General features: G+C 71.7%; 16 protein-coding genes. 6 read left to right on the forward strand and 10 right to left on the reverse strand.

Annotated elements, in window-relative coordinates:
* Nucleotides 1-47: 47 nt before the first annotated feature.
* Together ABD932_RS06060 and ABD932_RS06065 are read right to left on the reverse strand one after the other, a co-directional pair.
* Complete coding sequence (locus ABD932_RS06060) at nucleotides 48-3242, reverse strand: Tat pathway signal protein (RefSeq protein WP_425587411.1); 3195 nt, start codon at nucleotides 3240-3242, stop codon at nucleotides 48-50.
* A gap of 159 nt (nucleotides 3243-3401) precedes the next feature.
* On the reverse strand, nucleotides 3402-4808 hold the full coding sequence (locus tag ABD932_RS06065; protein ID WP_345009353.1) for an NAD(P)/FAD-dependent oxidoreductase: 1407 nt from the start codon (nucleotides 4806-4808) through the stop codon (nucleotides 3402-3404).
* A 54-nt stretch (nucleotides 4809-4862) separates the two neighbouring features.
* Here ABD932_RS06065 and ABD932_RS06070 point away from each other — a divergent pair, with 54 nt between their 5' ends.
* The 3 genes from ABD932_RS06070 to ABD932_RS06080 are packed head-to-tail and all read left to right on the forward strand — an operon-like array spanning nucleotide 4863 to nucleotide 7523.
* Entirely contained in the window at nucleotides 4863-5750 is an 888-nt protein-coding gene (locus ABD932_RS06070; RefSeq protein WP_345009355.1) for an aminoglycoside phosphotransferase family protein, read from the forward strand.
* A gap of 9 nt (nucleotides 5751-5759) precedes the next feature.
* Nucleotides 5760-6254, forward strand: a complete 495-nt coding sequence (locus ABD932_RS06075) for a GNAT family N-acetyltransferase (RefSeq protein ID WP_345009357.1) — start codon at nucleotides 5760-5762, stop codon at nucleotides 6252-6254.
* A gap of 45 nt (nucleotides 6255-6299) precedes the next feature.
* Nucleotides 6300-7523: a DUF4037 domain-containing protein gene (locus ABD932_RS06080; RefSeq protein WP_345009359.1), complete on the forward strand. Its 1224-nt coding sequence runs from the start codon at nucleotides 6300-6302 to the stop codon at nucleotides 7521-7523.
* On the opposite strand, the gene ABD932_RS06085 is transcribed toward ABD932_RS06080, so the two are convergent.
* The 6 genes from ABD932_RS06085 to ABD932_RS06110 form a co-directional block, all read right to left on the reverse strand.
* Nucleotides 7411-8691 carry a condensation/DUF1298 domains-containing protein gene (locus ABD932_RS06085; protein WP_345009361.1) on the reverse strand — a complete coding sequence of 427 codons (1281 nt, stop codon included), beginning with the start codon at nucleotides 8689-8691 and terminating at the stop codon, nucleotides 7411-7413. The two genes, ABD932_RS06080 and ABD932_RS06085, sit on opposite strands and share 113 nt — an antisense overlap.
* Before the next feature lie 19 nt (nucleotides 8692-8710).
* Nucleotides 8711-9919 carry a beta-ketoacyl-[acyl-carrier-protein] synthase family protein gene (locus tag ABD932_RS06090; protein ID WP_345009363.1) on the reverse strand — a complete coding sequence of 403 codons (1209 nt, stop codon included), beginning with the start codon at nucleotides 9917-9919 and terminating at the stop codon, nucleotides 8711-8713.
* The gene (locus tag ABD932_RS06095; protein WP_345009365.1) at nucleotides 9916-10191 is read right to left on the reverse strand and encodes an acyl carrier protein; all 276 of its coding nucleotides are present in this window, start codon (nucleotides 10189-10191) and stop codon (nucleotides 9916-9918) included. Before ABD932_RS06095 ends, ABD932_RS06090 begins: the two co-directional genes overlap by 4 nt.
* Before the next feature lie 37 nt (nucleotides 10192-10228).
* Nucleotides 10229-11503: a WS/DGAT domain-containing protein gene (locus tag ABD932_RS06100; RefSeq protein ID WP_345009367.1), complete on the reverse strand. Its 1275-nt coding sequence runs from the start codon at nucleotides 11501-11503 to the stop codon at nucleotides 10229-10231.
* A 141-nt stretch (nucleotides 11504-11644) separates the two neighbouring features.
* Nucleotides 11645-11923: a hypothetical protein gene (locus tag ABD932_RS06105; protein ID WP_345009369.1), complete on the reverse strand. Its 279-nt coding sequence runs from the start codon at nucleotides 11921-11923 to the stop codon at nucleotides 11645-11647.
* Between the two features lie 74 nt (nucleotides 11924-11997).
* Nucleotides 11998-12798, reverse strand: coding sequence for a hypothetical protein (locus ABD932_RS06110; protein ID WP_345009371.1), 801 nt, complete (start codon nucleotides 12796-12798; stop codon nucleotides 11998-12000).
* Nucleotides 12799-13142: 344 nt separating this feature from the next.
* Here ABD932_RS06110 and ABD932_RS06115 point away from each other — a divergent pair, with 344 nt between their 5' ends.
* The 3 genes from ABD932_RS06115 to ABD932_RS06125 all read left to right on the forward strand — a co-directional run bounded on the left by ABD932_RS06115 (nucleotide 13143) and on the right by ABD932_RS06125 (nucleotide 14711).
* Nucleotides 13143-13628: a hypothetical protein gene (locus ABD932_RS06115; RefSeq protein ID WP_345009373.1), complete on the forward strand. Its 486-nt coding sequence runs from the start codon at nucleotides 13143-13145 to the stop codon at nucleotides 13626-13628.
* 225 nt (nucleotides 13629-13853) lie between these two features.
* A complete protein-coding gene (locus ABD932_RS06120; protein ID WP_345009375.1) occupies nucleotides 13854-14147 on the forward strand; it encodes a hypothetical protein in 294 nt (97 codons plus the stop codon).
* Nucleotides 14148-14402: 255 nt separating this feature from the next.
* Nucleotides 14403-14711, forward strand: a complete 309-nt coding sequence (locus ABD932_RS06125) for a hypothetical protein (protein ID WP_345009377.1) — start codon at nucleotides 14403-14405, stop codon at nucleotides 14709-14711.
* 131 nt (nucleotides 14712-14842) lie between these two features.
* Here ABD932_RS06125 and ABD932_RS06130 read toward each other — a convergent pair whose 3' ends face one another.
* Together ABD932_RS06130 and ABD932_RS06135 are read right to left on the reverse strand one after the other, a co-directional pair.
* Entirely contained in the window at nucleotides 14843-15190 is a 348-nt protein-coding gene (locus ABD932_RS06130) for a hypothetical protein (RefSeq protein WP_345009379.1), read from the reverse strand.
* Between the two features lie 336 nt (nucleotides 15191-15526).
* Nucleotides 15527-15862 carry a hypothetical protein gene (locus ABD932_RS06135; protein ID WP_345009381.1) on the reverse strand — a complete coding sequence of 112 codons (336 nt, stop codon included), beginning with the start codon at nucleotides 15860-15862 and terminating at the stop codon, nucleotides 15527-15529.
* Between the last annotated feature and the right edge of the window lie 55 nt (nucleotides 15863-15917).

The raw sequence follows: 15917 nt of genomic DNA on the forward strand, positions 1-15917 counted from the left end.
GAGCCCCTCCCCCACCCTCCGTCGAGGGTCAGCCTGCCGGCGCAGGGTCACCCGGCGACCGCCTTCGTCGCCTTGCTCACCGCCGACCCGTCCTTGTGCCCGGTACGGCGCGCGACCACCTTCACGGTGATCTTCTTGCCCTTCTGCGCCGACTTCAGCACGAGCGACGACTTGGTCGCCCCGCTGATCGCCTGGCCGTTCGCGTACCACTGGTACGCGTACGACGTCGGCGCGAGGCTCCACGTCCCCTTGGACGCCTTCAGCGTCCGGCCGACCTTCACGGTCCCGCTGATCACCGGCAGCTTGGTCGCCTTGGGTGCGTCACCCTTGGCCACGGTCACCGCCGCCGAGGTCGCCGAGCCGCTGACCCAGCCGGACCTGACCGCGGTGACGGTCACGCTGAGCTTCTTGCCGACCAGCGAGGCGGGGACGGTGTACGTCGCGGCCGTCGCCCCGCTGATCGCCGTGCCGTTCGCCTTCCACTGGTATGTGTACGACGCCGGGGGCGCCGACCAACTCCCGGGCGTGGCCGCGACCTTGGCGCCCGTCTTGGCCGTGCCGGTGACCTTGGGGGCGGCCGTGTTCTCCAGCTTGGGCTGGGGGGTCACGGTGAAGGAGCCGCGCGGGAACTCCCAGCCGCGCGTGAGCACGCTGATGTTCCAGGTGCCGGTGGCCGCGCCGGTCAGGTCGAGCGTCGCGGTCACCGTCCGGTTGTCCGCGGAGACCGAGTCGGCCGCCGCCGTGATCGTCTTCCCGGCCTGGCTGAGCCGGACGGTGACGTCCGGACCGAGCGCGGTGCCCGTGACCGTGACCTTCACCTTGCCGCCTGCGGCCCCGGTGTCGGGGCTGACTGCGGTGACGGCCGTCTCCTCGGTGCCGCACGGCGCCGACGTGCAGGTCAGCTTGGCGCTGTAGGCCGTCGTGGACGCCTTCTCGGGCAGGCTCAGCAGGAACAGCGTCGGCGTGCTCTCCGAGGAGGAGCCCAGCGCGTCGCATTCGGCGCCACCCGAGGAGTACATGCACCCGTTGGCCCAGGTCGACGTGTTGTACAGCACCGGCACCGCCGTGGTGGTGGCACCGGCGGTGTCCTTGATGTCGGTCTCGAAGCGGTCGAACCCTGCGGTCGGCAGCGCCGCGCACACGGCGGTGTGCGACTCGTCCAGGGTGCCGGTGACCGGCCCGTACCCGTACGCCACGGACGGCACCTTGGCGCACTCCGCCGCCGGACCGTCCGCGGTCGCGATACGCAGGGCGTCCAGGCGGTACTCGGGGGCCGCCTTCAGCGTGACCGGCGTCTGCACGAGGACCTGGTGGGTGGTGGACCCGGTGGCCGCGCAGGGCGAGTTGCGGAAGGAGCACTCCACGCGGCCGTCCCCGCCGATCACCGCGGAGTTGGCCGTGCCGAGGGCGTCCCGCACGTTGACGTGGACGACGTCGGTGGCCGCGGCCGTGGTCACCTGGTGGCAGTCGAGCGTGCCGGGGCCGGCGTAGGCGCTCTTCACCGAGGGCCCTCCGACCTTGGCCGCCGCGGTCTTCGCGCAGCCCGCCGAGGAGGCGCTCGCGGTGACGTCACGCCTGGTCAGGGTATAGGTGGCCGCCTCGTCCCGGCCGGTCACCAGCACGGTGTGGGCCTTGCCCGGGGTCAGGGAGCAGATGGTCCAGCCGTTGGTGGTGGCGTAACGCTCGCAGACCCGCTTGCCGTCGGAGTCCAGCACCGAGAACGCCGCTGAGGCGGTCCCGGAGGTGGCGATCAGCTGGAAGATCTCGGCATCGGTGTGCGCGTCCGCCGGGATGCCCAGGCAGTGCGAGAAGACGCCGGCGCCGGTGGTCAGGGTTGCCTTCGCGCCGCCCGCCTCGAAGCTGCCGGCGGGCAGCACGGGGCAGCCCTCCGCGACGTCGGTGCGATGGAACGCCACCGCGTAGGCCCCCGTCGCCGAGTCGCCTCTGTCCTCGGTGCGCACCAGCGCCCGGTAGGGGGCCTCACCGGTGAGCGCGCAGTCCCCGCCGCGGAGTTTGTCCTCGTCGCACTGCGCGGTGCCGGTCCGGTCCAGGACCTCCACCTCGGGCGTCAGCCCGGCCGAGGAGAGCGAGGTGAGCGCGGCGATCCGGGCGCCCCGGGGCGCGTCCAGCGTCAGGCAGTCGTACTGCCCGACCGTGCTCAACTCGCCCTTGTGCAGCACCGTCCCGGTCGCCACGCACCCGGCGTCGGAGGCACGGTCGAGGACGACCAGGCCGGCGCGGGTGTCCCGGAAGGGGTAGGTGCCGTCGTCGAGGACGGCCGTATAGGTGCCCGGTGTCCTGATCCGGCAGGGGTCGGTGCCGTACCGGCACACGCTCAGCCCGGCCGCGTCGTACACCCGGGCCACCCCGACCTCACGGTCCTCGCCCACCGAGTGCACGGTGTACGGGCCCGCCGTACCGGCCGTGAAGGTGAAGCACGGGTTGGCGGTGAGGTCCTGCTGCTCCAGCGCGCCGAACGGGCGGACCGGGGCGGTGGTGCAGCCCTGCGGGTCGCTGAGCCGGCGGACCTTCACCGCGTACTCGGCGGGGAAGCCGTTCTCGGAGCGGGAGACGGTGGAGATCACCCGGTAGGGGCCGTCGCCGGGCAGGACGCAGCTGTCCTCGTCGTTCTCCGGGAACCGCTCGCAGATCCGCCTGCCGGTCGCGTCGGTGATCCAGGCGAGGGACTCGCCGTACACCTTCGAGCCGTACCTGAGCCGGACCCGGTCACCGCGCTCGCCCTCGAACGGCTGGCAGTCGACCTCGACCCGGCTCACGGTCGTCCGGGTGATGTCCGGCTGGTCCCAGTCGGTGCCGACGGGGTCCGCGCAGCCCCGCGTCGAGCCGAGCGGCACGAACGTGACCGACGTGTCCTCGTCCTCCCAGCCGGAGTTGAGGACCTTCAGCGTGTAGGTGCCGGCCGCGGGCACGTCGCACATGCCGTGCGTGGCGTACTGGTCGCCGGAGCAGTCCACCGCGCTGCCGTCGGCGGCGAGCAGCTGCCTGGTCATCGTGTTGCCGCTGCCGTCCAGCGCCGGTGCCAGATAGAGGCCCGGGGTCTCGACGGTGACGGTGTAGCAGGCGCTCGAGTCGGGTGCGACGGTCGCCTTGCCGACGGCGTCCCCCGGGTCGCCGAACGGGGCGAGCGCGAGCGGCGCGCACGCCTCGTCGGCGGCGACGGCGGGGCTCGCCCCGGTCAAGGTCAGAGTTGAGGCGAACAGCGAGACGAGAGCGGCGAACACGGCCGGAAGAGCGGCCGCCCGCCCCCGTCTCGCAGGCGGACAGGAATCGTCCTCGGACACGGAATCCCCCCTGGATCATTGGTCGTCGAGGCGATGGTCGCACACAGGTACGACAACGTTCTCGTGAGTATCCAGGGGCGGAAGCGGTCGAAAGTTTCGTCAGTGCCGCCCGGCCACCCGGTCGGCGATCCGGGCCAGTTTCGAGGCCTCGACGCTGCTGGTGAGGCGCTCCCTCCGGTCCGCCGCCCGGTAGGTGGCGTACAGCCCGTGCACCCCGAGCCAGCGCAGCGGTTCCGGCTCCCACTTGCGCACCTTGTGCCCGACCCACGGCAGGTCGGTCAGCTCGGTCCGCCCGCCCTGCCCGGAGTCCTGTCGCACCATGTCCCGCAGGGTGCGCGCGGCGAGGTTGGCGGTGGCGACGCCCGAGCCGACGTAACCGCCCGCCCAGCCGAGCCCCGTCGAGCGGTCCAGCGTCACCGTCGCGCACCAGTCGCGGGGCACGCCCAGCACACCCGACCAGGCGTGCTCGATACGCACCCCGGCCAGCGCCGGGAAGAACTCGACGAGGACCTCACGCAGCGCCTCCACGGTCGCCGCCTGCGTACGCCCGTCGTTGTCGGTCCGCGACCCGAAGCGATACGGCACCCCGCGCCCGCCCAGCGCGATCCGCCCGTCGGCGGTGCGCTGCGCGTACATGTAGGCGTGCGCCATGTCGCCGAGCGTCTCGAGGCCCGCCCAGCCCACGGCCTCCCACTGCTCCTCGGTCAGCGGTTCGGTGGCGATCATCGAGGAGTTCATCGGCAGCCAGGTCCGCTTCTGCCCCTTCAGGGCGGCGGTGAAGCCCTCGGTGCAGCGCAGGACATAGGGCGCGCGGACGGTGCCGTACGGCGTGACGGCGTGCTTGGGCCGGATCTCCGTCACCGGCGTCAGCTCGTGGATCGTCACCCCGAGCGCCGCCACGGCCGCCGCGAGCCCCTTCACCAGCTTCACCGGGTGCACCCGCGCCCCGTGCGGCGTCCACGTCGAGCCGACGGCGTCCGCGACCCTGATCCGCTCGGCGGTCTCCCGGGCGCCGTACAGCACACGGTCCTTCTCGCCGTACGACACCTCGTGCTCGTGGAAGGCCCTCAGCCGCGCCCACTGCGCGGGCGTGCGGGCGACTTCGAGGACCCCGCCCTTGTGGATGCCGGCGTCGAAGCCCTCCTCCGCCGCCGCCCTGATGACCTCGTCCACGGTGTCGTTCATGGCCCGCTGCAGCCGCACGGCCGCGTCATGGCCGTGCCGCTTCGCGTACCGGTCGCGCCCCGCGATGCCGTTGTACAGCCACCCGCCGTTGCGCCCCGAAGCCCCGTACCCGCAGAACTTCTGTTCCAGGACGGTGATACGGAGGAAGGGGACCGCCTTCTTCAGGTAGTACGCGGTCCACAGTCCCGTGTATCCGCCGCCCACGATCACCACGTCCGCGGAGGCGTCCCCCGCAAGCGGCTCGCGCACCTCAGGGAGGCCGTCGTCCGCGTACCAGTAGGAGATGCCGCCGTTCACGGCACCACTGACCGAGCTGCTCATGCGAGGACGGTAATTGGGGTGAGCCGATTCCGGGAGCCCACTAGGGTCCGTTATGTGATCGACATCCCGCAGGAGCTCGCCGCATCACAGCAGAAGTACAACGGCGAGGAGGGCAGCGCCTTCATCGCCGGACTGCCGGACCTGACGGCCGGCTTCCTCGACCGCTGGGAACTGACGGTCGACGGACGGCCGATGCACGGGGTCTCCGCCCTGGTCCTCCCCGTCCTGCGCCGGGACGGCACTGCGGCCGTCCTGAAGCTGCAACTCCTCGACGAGGAGAGCGAGGGCGAACCGGTGGCCCTGCGCGCGTGGGACGGCGACGGGGCGGTACGGCTCCTCGACCACGACGCGACGACCGGCACGATGCTCCTCGAACGCCTCGACTCGTCCCGCATGCTCGCGCACCACCCGGACGCCCACGCTTCGGTCCTGGTCATCGCCCGCCTCCTGGCCCACCTCACGTCCTTCCCCGCGCCCGCCGGACTGCGCCGCCTCGGCGACATCGCGCAGGCCATGCTGGAGCAGGCGCCCTGGGCGCTGGAGCGCATCCCGGATCCGGAGACCCGCCGCATCGTCGCCGGCTGCGCGGCGGCCGTACGGGAAGTCGTCGACGAACCCGGCGACCGCCTCCTGCACTGGGACCTCCACGACGAGAACGTCCTCGCCGCCGAGCGCGCCCCGTGGCTCGCCATCGACCCCAAGCCCCTCGCCGGAGACCCCGGCTTCGAGCTGTGGCCCGCCCTCGACAACCGCTTCGACGCCGACGACGTCCGCTGGCGCTTCGACGCCATGACCGACGTCCTCGGCCTGGACCGGGCACGCGCGCGTGCGTGGACGTACGGCCGCCTCCTGCAGAACTGCCTCTGGGACATCGAGGACGGCCGCCCGGTGGAGGACCGCCAGCTGGAAATCGCGAGGCGGCTCAGAGACCGCGCCAGCTAGCCTGCGCCCATGATCCGACCCGCGACCCCCGCCGACATCCCCGCCATCCACACCCTCATCCGGGAACTCGCCGAGTACGAGAAGGCGCTGGAGGAGGCCAAGGCCACCCCGGAGCAACTGCACGAGGCCCTCTTCGGCGACCGCCCCGCCGCCTACGCCCACATCGCCGCCGACGACACGACCGGCGAGACCGTCGGCCTCGCGCTCTGGTTCCTGAACTTCTCGACCTGGCGCGGCGTCCACGGCATCTACCTGGAGGACCTCTACGTCCGCCCCACCGCCCGCGGCGCCGGCCACGGCAAGGCCCTGCTCACCGAACTGGCCCGGCTGTGCGTGGAGCGCGGGTACCAGCGCCTCGAGTGGTCCGTACTGAACTGGAACGCCCCGTCCATCGCGTTCTACGAGGCCCTCGGCGCCCGCCCCCAGGACGAGTGGACGGTGTACCGGCTGACGGACGACGCGCTCGCCGAGCTGGGCGCGGGACCGGACCGCGCCGCGGTGTGAACGTCCTGCGCATGACCCGCCATCGAATGGGCACGGCCTGCTGGCATGAGCCCCACGAATATGCACAGCCCGAACTCCCCCGCCCCTGAGCCCGACTTCGTCCCCGGCCTCGAACTCTCCCGCCGCTTCTACACCGACGCCGTACGCCCGTTGCTGGAGGAGGCCGCCCCGGGCGTCGCGCACTCCGCGGCCCGGGTCGGCAGCGGCTCCGAGGTCCTCGGTTACGACACCCCGCGCTCCGCCGACCACGAATGGGGCCCGCGCCTCCAGGTCTTCCTCCACCGCCACGACGTCCCGCGCCACGCGGCCCGCATCAGACACATACTCGCCGAGCACCTCCCGAAGACCTTCCTCGGCCACCCCACCAACTTCGCCCCCGCCGGCGAGGAGGACCGGGACATCCGCGTCATGCAGGCCACCGACGGCCCCGTGCACCACCGCGTCGAAGTGACCGGCACCGCCACCTGGTTCACCGACACCCTCGGCTTCGACCCGGCGCAGGGCATCACCCCGGCCGACTGGCTGGCCACCCCGACCCAGCTCCTCGCCGAGGTCACCGCGGGCGCCGTCTTCCACGACGGCCTGCACACCCTCACGCCCTTACGCCGCGCGCTGCGCTGGTACCCCCACGACGTCTGGCTGTACGTCCTGGCATGCCAGTGGCAGCGCGTCGCGCAGGAGGAGGCCTTCGTGGGCCGCTGCGGCGAGGTCGGCGACGAACTGGGCTCCGCCGTCACCGCCGCCCGCCTGGCCCGTGACCTGATGCGGCTCTGTCTCCTGATGGACCGCCGCTACCCGCCGTACGGCAAATGGCTGGGCAGCGCCTTCGCCCGCACCGCGGCGGGCCCTCGCCTGTTCCCCGTCCTGACGGCCGCCCTCGCCGCCACGGACCGCCACGCGCGCGAGCAGCACCTGGCCCACGCCTACGAGATCGTCGCCCACCAGCACAACCAGCTCCACCTGACCGACCGCGTCGACCCGGCCACGCGCGCGTACCACTCCCGCCCCTTCCAGGTCCTGCGCGCCGACCGCTTCGCCGAGGCCCTGACCGCCCGCATCACCGACCCGGCCCTCAAGGACCTGCCGCCCGTCGGGGCGGTGGATCAGTTCGCCGACAGTACGGACGTGCTGACGCGCCCTGCCCTGGCCAGGGCTCTCACCACGACGGTCCAGCAGACGCGGCGGGAACGTCGCACGCCGCCACTGCCTTCAGTTCCTGCGCCACGGCATCACCGATCATCCCCGCGGCACCCGCACGCGCGTGGCTGACGACGGTGAGCGTGTAGGTGTCCGCGGTGTGGACGAGGCAGAGGTTCGCCGTGCCCGGCGGGGAGAGCTGCGGCAGGGGGACGATGTGGGACAGGGGGCGACCGAGCAGGTGACTGGGGTTGTCCCGCCACTTGAACGCGGTGCACAGGCTCGTGGTGGCCTCGGGACGGGCCAGGCTCCTGGCCATGACCCCGGCCAGCGACGGCACGGTACGCGCGGCCGCCTGCAGCGTGGGCAGGATCGCGCGGTGGGCGTCGAGGCGGCGGGGGAACGCCGCCACCATGTCCTGGCACGCCTGGAGCCGGGCCACCGGGGCGTCGACGTCGACGGGCAGCGGGATGCGCAGCGCGGTGACGCCGTTGCCGAGCCGCTGTGCGTCGTGCCGGGTGCGCAGGTCGACCGGCACCGTGGCGTAGAAGGGGGTTGATCCCCTGGGCCAGGAGCACAGGGGCCCGTAACAGGCACGCAGCGCGCCCGCGTACGTGCTCAGCAACAGCTCGTTGAGCGTCGCTCCCCGCCCGCCGGCCGGCTGACGGCGCGCCGCACGCATCACCTGCGGGTCGAGCCCGACCACGGCCACCGACGGCCGCGGTGCACCGGACGACGCCGTAGGGAGGGGTTGGCCGAGGGCCCCGATGCGGCGCAACTCCCGCCCCACGACGGCGGGACGGACCCGAGGGCGCGCCGTGACGAGCGGTTGTGCGGCCGCTCCCTGCGGGGCCGGCGGTACGGCGTCGTCCATCAGCAGCCGGAAGAGGGTCTCCAGGGATCTGCCGTCCAGCAGCGCGTGATCGGCGAGCAGCACGAGGGCGTGCCCGCCCGCCGGGTCGGCGGCTCGCGTCATCGACAGCCGCCACAGGGGCCGTTCGGCCGGCAGCGGGTGACCGACCCCTTCGGCCAGCAGCGATTCGAGATCCTGGTCCGTGACGGTGACCTGCGCGCCGGGATCGAACGACCGGGCCGCGGCCCAGCGGTGGCCCGACAACGCGGCGGACCCCGCCGGGGGCAGGAGGACCCGGCTCATCCGCTCCAGTGCGCCCCACCTCTCGCGGACACGGGACTGGACCTCGGCCGGCTCGAACGGCCTCCCGGGGAACACCGCGGCGATGCCGATCGTCCCCGGGAGCCCGTTGCGCAGGTGTCCTTCTTCGATGGCGGTCAGTCTCATGGGCCGAACCCTCCGCTGATCAACCGTGCGGCGAATCGAACACGACACAGGCGTTGTGGCCCCCGAAGGCGAAACTGTTGCTGATCACCGGGCCGTTCGGGATCTTGCGCGGTTCGCCGGCGACCACGTCCAGCTCGCACCGGGGATCCAGCCGCGTGAGGGACGCGGTCGGCGGCGCCAGCCCTTCCCGCACCGACAAGACCGTGATCACGGCCTCCAGCGCCCCCGCCAGCCCCAGCCCGTGCCCGGTCACCGACTTGGGCGCGGTGACCGGCACCCTGCGAGGGCCGAACAGGGCGGTGATGGCCTGCGCCTCCGCGATGTCGTTCAGCTCGGTGCCGGTGCCGTGCGCGTTGACGTACGTGACGGCCTCCGCGGTCGTGCCGGCGTCGGCGAGCGCCTGCTCCATGCACGCCCGCGCACCGGCACCGTCGGGATGCGGCGCCGTGAGGTGGTGGGCGTCGGACGTACGGCCGTACCCGGTCAGCGTGGCGTGGATCCGGGCACCCCGCGCCTGGGCGAGGTCCAGCCGCTCCAGCACCAGGAAGGCCGCTCCCTCGGCGAGGACGAACCCCTGCCGCCCGATGTCGAACGGCCGTGACGCGGCGGTGGGATCGGCGCACTCGGTGACCATCGCACCGGCCCGCCCGAAGGCCAGCGCGGTCGTCGGGGTCAGGGGGCTGTCATGGCCACCCGCCACCACCACGTCCGCGCATCCCGCCCGGATCATCTGCATCGCCTCACCCACCGCGTGCGTCCCGGAGGCGCACGCCGTGGAGACCGTCAGACTGGGTCCGGTGATCCCGAGCCGGGCACTGATCCAGTACGCCCCGGCGTTGTGCATCAGCCGCGGCGCGTAGAGCACATCGGGATGCCCGATGCCGTTCTCCTGGCTGATCACCCCGCCGTACCCGGTACCGGTGACCACGGCCCGCCGCCCGGGCTCGACCTGCAGCCCGCCGGCGTCCGCCACGGCGTCCACGGCCGCGCACACCGCCATCTGCATCGACCGGTCGGCCCGCCGCATCTCCTTGGGCGCCAGGTAGCCGGCCGGGTCGAAGTCGGTCATCGGACACGCGGGGTACACGACGGTGCCCTCGTCGTCGAAGGTGTGCAGCGACGTCGCCGAACGGCCCTGTACGAGGCTCTCCCACAGCGCCGCCGGAGTCGCTCCGGCCGCGCAGCGGACGCCCAGGCCCGTGACGGCGACAGCGGGTCGGCGGGTCACCGGGCGGCGGGGGTGTGGGCGGGGCGGGCGCGCAGGCTCACGATGAGGTCGGCGACGTCACCCACGGTGGACACCCCGGACTTGTCGGTCCCACGCAGGGACACCCCGAACAACTCCTCGGACGCCGCCTCCAGTTCGGTGATGTCCAGGCTGTCGGCACCCAGGTCGGCGACCAGCCGGGCCTGCGGCACGACCGCCTCCGGCGGCACCGACATCACCCGCGCGCACAGCGGGCGCAGCTCTTCCCATACGTCGCCGTGTTCCACATCCATGCAACTGCCTCCATCTCCTGGTGCCGTCAGGGCTGACTCACGCCGACGGCGTCGCCATCCGAGCCCATGTCTCGAACTCCGTGACGACCGCGTCGGCGAGCCGTCTCGCGTCGTCCGGGCGCACGTTGCACACCGCGGTGAGCGTGAACGCGTCCCCTGCCTGGGCCAGGGCGAAGCTGACGGTGCCCGGGTGCTGCAGGGGCGGCAGCCCGACGGTGCGGACGAGCCGGCGCCCCTCGAAGGTGCTCGGTCCGCCGGGCCACTTCATGGCTGTGGTCGCGGTCGCCGCGAAACATGAGCGTCGACCGCGGTTGGCCAGCAGCCCGGTCACCCAGGGCCCCGTCCGCCGAACCGCTTCCGCGGCGGGGAACAGCACACCGGCGTGGACGGCGGCCCGCTCGGGGACCGTGGCCAACGCGTCCTGACACGCCCGCAGCCGCGCCACGGGACCGTCCACGTCGACGGGCAACGGAACCCGAACGACCGTGAGGGTGTTCCCGAGTTCCCGCGGATTGGCCCGGGTGCGCAGATCGCACGGCACGGCCGTGTACGCGGGTTCGTCACGCTGCCGCCACCCGCGCACCGGGCCGTACTGGGCCCGCAGCGCGCCGGCCACCGCACCGACCAGCAGCTCGTTCAGCGTCGCGCCCCGGCCGTCGGCGGGCTGCCGGCGCGCGGACCGGACCAGATGCGCGGGCAGTTCGCTCACCGCGACCGAGGGATACGTCTCCTGCGGCGACCGCATCGGAAGGGCCTGCCCCACGGCCGCCATCGCCCTGAGTTCTCTGCCCGCGGCTCGCAGCCCGGTACGGGTGAGCGGCGCCGACCGCGCCGACTCCCGCGCCGCCACCGGGCTGTCCGTCAACGCGCGCATCAGCGTCGCCAGGGAGCGTCCGTCCAGCAGCACGTGCTGGGCCACGAGCGCCAGGGCGAACCCGCCGCCGTGCGCCGCGTCCGGGACCACGAAGAGCCGCCAGGGCGGGAGTGCGCCGGTGAGCGGACTGTCCAGGCTCTGCGCCCACAGGTCGTCCAACTTGCTGCGGGCCACCGTGACATGCACGGCGGGATCGAACGGTCCCGGTACGGCCCACCGCACACGCCGCCGCCGGAACAATCCCCGCCGCACCGGCCCGCCGCCACCCGAGGGACGGTCGAGCACACAGTTCATCCGCTCCAGGCCCGTCCACCGCTCGGCGACGCGCGCCCGCACCTGATCCACGTCCGGTTGTTCACCGGAGAAGACCGCCGCCAGGCCGATGACTCCCGGACACCCGTTGAGCAACAGCATCTCGTCGGCACAGGACAGTCTCATGCGACAGGTCGCCCACCCTTCCTGGTAAACGAGATCACCCTACACGCAGGGTGACGAACCTTCACTCAACGTATATGGCGCGTTACAGTCCAACGCCCGCCCCGTGCTGGAGCGGGCGTTGGACCGAACGCTTCACACCCTCTACTTGACCTGGCTGTTGCAGCCCATGTCCGAGCCGAGGTGGGTGGACTGCGCACCCGGGTTGCCCTCGCCGTTGAGCGCGTTCGCCAGCAGGCTGTTGAGGGCGCCGACGCTGCCGAGGACATCGATGTTCATGTCGTGCGAGCGGCACTCGATGCCCTGCGTGATGTCAAGGTCGTGGGCTCCCGCCTCGCCATGGGCGGCGGCGGTGCCGACGCCGAGGGAGCCGACACTGCCGAGGACGGCGCCCACGAGGGCGACCTTCTGAAGCTTGCGCATTTCTTCTCCGTTGGTCGAGCAGATGTGCTGTGCAGCAGATCGAGTTGGAACGGTGGACAACTACGGGAGGCAGCTCAGCCGAGCCGCGGCAGACCCAACTGGCCCACCGGGGGCGCCTGGACCTGACCGAGGCCGAGCCCGGGCACCTGCGGCGGGCCGGCCGTCGGGACCAGCGGGTTGATGAGCGGGTTCACCTGGGGGTTCACCTGCGGGTTCACCTGGGGGGCAACCCGCGGCGGGGGCTCCGGGTTGAACACCTGGGGCGCGTTGACCTGCGGGGCGACCTGCGGCATGACCTGCGGTGCCGTCTGCGGGGTGACCTGCGGCACCACCTGCGACACCGGCGACTGGGGGGCGGGCTGCGGCGCGGCGTGCGGCGCGTTGGAGGCCTGCGCGGCGCCACCCGACGACGCCGAGGCGGAGGCGTGGCCGCTCTGCGGCTGCGGGGCGGGCGCGGGGGCCGGCGCGGGCGCGGGCGGCGGAGCGGGCGCCGGAGCCGGGGGCGGGGCCGGGGGCACGTACTGCGGCGCCGGGGCGGGGGCCGCGTACTGGGGCGGTGGCGGCGGGGTGGAGGCGTGAGCGAGACCCGTCGAACGGGCCTCCGCCACGGCGTACTGAGGCGGCGGGTAATGGGGAGCGGGCGCCGGGGCGTACTGGGGTGGCGCGTACTGCGGCGGGGGCGCCGGGGCCGCGTACTGAGGCGGCGCGTACTGGGGAGGAGGCGCCGGGGCCGCGTACTGAGGCGGGTACTCGGGGGCGGGTGCCGGAGCACCGTACCCGTAGGGATATTCGGCCGCCTCGCTGACGCCGGCGCCGATGGCGGTCAATCCGCCGGCCGCCGCTACGACGAGCGCGGCCTTGTGAAGCTTGCGCATGGAACCCTCGGCCCTTCATTACCTGTACAGGGAATCCGTTGTATTCAGTGGAGCCAGCAGCGGATCCCGTTGCACCTCTCCGACTCCTGATCGCTGCCCTCTCTCCGCTGGCAACGACAATTTCCTGACCGGGTCACGGGATCGGAAAGTCCGTCACTCTATCGCCATCAATCCGATAAACGGTTCTGAGGATTTGTCATTGATTAATACCTCTGGCAAATGGGTGACCGAATCCCGATACACGTGACCGGCCATACGCCCGCCTCGTTCCCCACAAGGTCAGAGCAATGGCTCACAGCATTTCCGTACGTTCCATGCACAGGTCAATGAAGGGCCGAGGTTCCATGCGCAAGCTCCAGCAGGTCGCGCTCGTCGTCGCAGCAGCCAGTGGTCTGTCAGCCATCGGCGCCGGCCCCAGCGTCGCCGACGCTCCCGTTGCATACCGCGGCAGCACTCCGCCCCCCGTCGGGCAGCGGGACGCCCAGGCCCACACCTGGACCCGCTCGCAGGCCAGCGTCCAGACCTCCGGCACGCCGTCGTCCTACGGGCAGCGACAGGCGGCGCCCCAGCGCGGTGCCGAGGTCAGCCCGCAGGTCAGCCCCCAGCTGAGCCCGCAGATCAACCCGCAGCTCTCCCCCGCGCCGGCCCCCGCGGAGGGCCCGCTCGAGCAGGCCAACCTCTTCCGCCCGTACCAGGAGTGCAGCCCGCAGTCCCTGCTCAACGCGAACGTTCCGGTCGCCGCCCTCGCCGCCGCCGAGGCCACGGGCGTCGACTGCGACCAGGCCAACAGCCAGGCGAATGCCGCCGCCTCCGCCCGCGCCACCAGCTAGGACACAGCCCTCCACTTGCGACGACCGTGCTGGTCGCAGCCCTCGACAAACGGCCGTGACCAGCACTTTCCCATGCCTCTATCCGGCTTCTGGGTGCTTCTGATACGAGATCACGAATTCCGGCGCGCCGCTCTGAGACATATCGGATACTTCGTATTAACCTCCCGTAACTGTACGAAGTCGATCCCTCACAGATCGCACCCACCTCACTCCACCGGAGATGACATGCACAAGCTTCGCAAGGCTGCCGTCCTGGTCGCCGCCCTCGGCACCGTCAGCCTCCTGGGCGCCGGCACCGCCACCGCCCAGGGCCTCGACGGTCACGGCGGCAAGGGCGGCGGCAAGTTCAGCGTCCTGCAGAGCTCCAACTGCAAGTCGCACGACCTGAACGTCGACGTCCTGGGCCAGGTCGGCATCCTCAACGGCCTGCTGGGCAACGCGCTCAACGGCGAGGGCAACGCCGGTGGGCAGGACACCCACCTCGGCTCGACGATGGGCTGCAACAACAGCGCCTTCTAAGCACATGACGGCCGCCTAGCCGGCCGTCCGCAGGAAAAGGTCCCGGTACCGAGCTTCGAGCCTGGTACCGGGACACCTTTTTATGTCGCGATTCAAGCGCGACGCGCGATAATTTCCGGATATCCGCCAAGGCGGTGAGACTTCTCCAATTTCGGCGTGCCGCTTATTAATCACGAATATTTCCTATTAGCCTCTGTAACTGTTCGAAGTCGATCCATTACGGATCGCACCCTCTTCACTCCACCGGAGAAGAACATGCACAAGCTCCACAAGGCCGCCGTCCTGGTCGCCGCCCTCGGGAGCGTCGGAATCCTGAGCATCGGCGCTGCCCACGCCGACCAGGGTGGCTGGAGCAAGAACAGCCGGAGCCACAGCGGCTCCAGCTTCAGCGTCCTGCAGAGCACCTCCTGCAAGTCGCACGACGCCAACGTCGACGTCCTCGGCCAGGTCGGCATCGCCAACGGCCTGGGCGGCAACCTGCTGAACGGCGAGGGCAACCCGGGCGCGCAGGAGACCGGCCTGGGCTCGTCGATGGGCTGCAACAACGCCGTCGGCGGCAAGTAAGCCAAAGCCCCACCCCACCCGGTGCCCCGGCCACAAGCCGGGGCACCGGGCTTTTCCCGGGCGTCTTCCGCCCGGAAAGCAGAAATGCCGGACCGGGATCAAATCCCGGTCCGGCATTCTCCGTTCGCACCTCAGAACTTGAACTTGGGCACCTTGAAACCCTTGGGCAGCTTCGCCCTGTTCGAGCACTCCACGACCGGACCGGAGCGCAGGGACCCGTCCTTCAGCATCGTCTGCTCGGGAAACGTGAAGCGGGGCCGCTCGACGATCTGGCAGTCCTGCGCCTGCTTGACGACATACTTGCGCTTGTCCTTGCGGACCAGCTCGCTCTTCTTGATGCAGACGATGTCCCCCTGGGCGGTGATCGTGCACGCACCCTTGGGATCGTCATCCGCGTACGCCGGCGCGGCGCCGCTGTAGATCACGGCGAGTGCGCCGAGGAGCCCCGAGACGGTGGCGATCTTCTGTCGACCGATCATGTACTTCGTTCCTTTGCAATCGAGGCCCGGGCGACCGCGCCGCCGACCGGCGCCCGCCCGAGCCTTGGAGAACGTAGAAATACGACGCCCGTCGCCCGGCACGTTCTCGGCCTGGTCCGGTGACGGCACTGCTGCAGCCCGGCCGCGCACCCCTGAGGGTTCTGCCGCGCGTCCGGGCTGCAATTTGCTAAAGGTCCGACGGATATCGATGCGCCTGTCGTGAGAAACGCCCTATGGGGTCGGCCGTGGCTCGGAGTACGGAGCCATCCGCTCCGCGGCCGTCACGACGACGTTCGCAGTGCCCTGAAACTCGCGCATCGATTCCTCGGTGCTTCGTTACTGAGCGGCGTAGGTAGGAGCGGAGTACTCACCGTAGCCGTACTCCGGCGCCACGGTCTTGGGGGCGGCCTCCGGCGCGGCGGCCGGAGCGGCAGCGGGCGCGGCAGCCGGCGCAGCGGCAGGCGCAGCCTGCGTGGCCTGCTGCGGGGCAGCGTGCGCCTTGTCGGCCGGAACGCCCCACGTGCCAACGGCGTTGGCCGTCGAGGTGGCCACGGCGGTCACGTTCTGACCGTCCCAGCCGTCCTCGTGAGCGAACGCGGAACCGGCGGCACCGAAGGCGGACAGACCCGCGACCGCTGCAGCTACGACCGCAACGCGCTGAAACCTGCGCATAGTTTGACCCTTTCTTCCCGGGCACGAAGCCCTGGTTGACTACTTAATGTGAGCA

Origin of the sequence: Streptomyces shaanxiensis (assembly GCF_039537145.1) — a bacterium.
Classification (GTDB): Bacteria; Actinomycetota; Actinomycetes; order Streptomycetales; family Streptomycetaceae; genus Streptomyces; species Streptomyces shaanxiensis.

Bases quoted from the DNA above. Each gene is read 5' to 3' on its own strand.
- ABD932_RS06065 (WP_345009353.1), bottom strand. From the start codon at position 4,808: ATGAGCAGCTCGGTCAGTGGTGCCGTGAACGGCGGCATCTCCTACTGG.
- ABD932_RS06075 (WP_345009357.1), top strand. From the start codon at position 5,760: ATGATCCGACCCGCGACCCCCGCCGACATCCCCGCCATCCACACCCTC.
- ABD932_RS06080 (WP_345009359.1), top strand. From the start codon at position 6,300: ATGAGCCCCACGAATATGCACAGCCCGAACTCCCCCGCCCCTGAGCCC.
- ABD932_RS06085 (WP_345009361.1), bottom strand. From the start codon at position 8,691: ATGAGACTGACCGCCATCGAAGAAGGACACCTGCGCAACGGGCTCCCG.
- ABD932_RS06095 (WP_345009365.1), bottom strand. From the start codon at position 10,191: ATGGATGTGGAACACGGCGACGTATGGGAAGAGCTGCGCCCGCTGTGC.
- ABD932_RS06100 (WP_345009367.1), bottom strand. From the start codon at position 11,503: ATGAGACTGTCCTGTGCCGACGAGATGCTGTTGCTCAACGGGTGTCCG.
- ABD932_RS06105 (WP_345009369.1), bottom strand. From the start codon at position 11,923: ATGCGCAAGCTTCAGAAGGTCGCCCTCGTGGGCGCCGTCCTCGGCAGT.
- ABD932_RS06110 (WP_345009371.1), bottom strand. From the start codon at position 12,798: ATGCGCAAGCTTCACAAGGCCGCGCTCGTCGTAGCGGCGGCCGGCGGA.
- ABD932_RS06115 (WP_345009373.1), top strand. From the start codon at position 13,143: ATGCGCAAGCTCCAGCAGGTCGCGCTCGTCGTCGCAGCAGCCAGTGGT.
- ABD932_RS06120 (WP_345009375.1), top strand. From the start codon at position 13,854: ATGCACAAGCTTCGCAAGGCTGCCGTCCTGGTCGCCGCCCTCGGCACC.
- ABD932_RS06125 (WP_345009377.1), top strand. From the start codon at position 14,403: ATGCACAAGCTCCACAAGGCCGCCGTCCTGGTCGCCGCCCTCGGGAGC.
- ABD932_RS06130 (WP_345009379.1), bottom strand. From the start codon at position 15,190: ATGATCGGTCGACAGAAGATCGCCACCGTCTCGGGGCTCCTCGGCGCA.
- ABD932_RS06135 (WP_345009381.1), bottom strand. From the start codon at position 15,862: ATGCGCAGGTTTCAGCGCGTTGCGGTCGTAGCTGCAGCGGTCGCGGGT.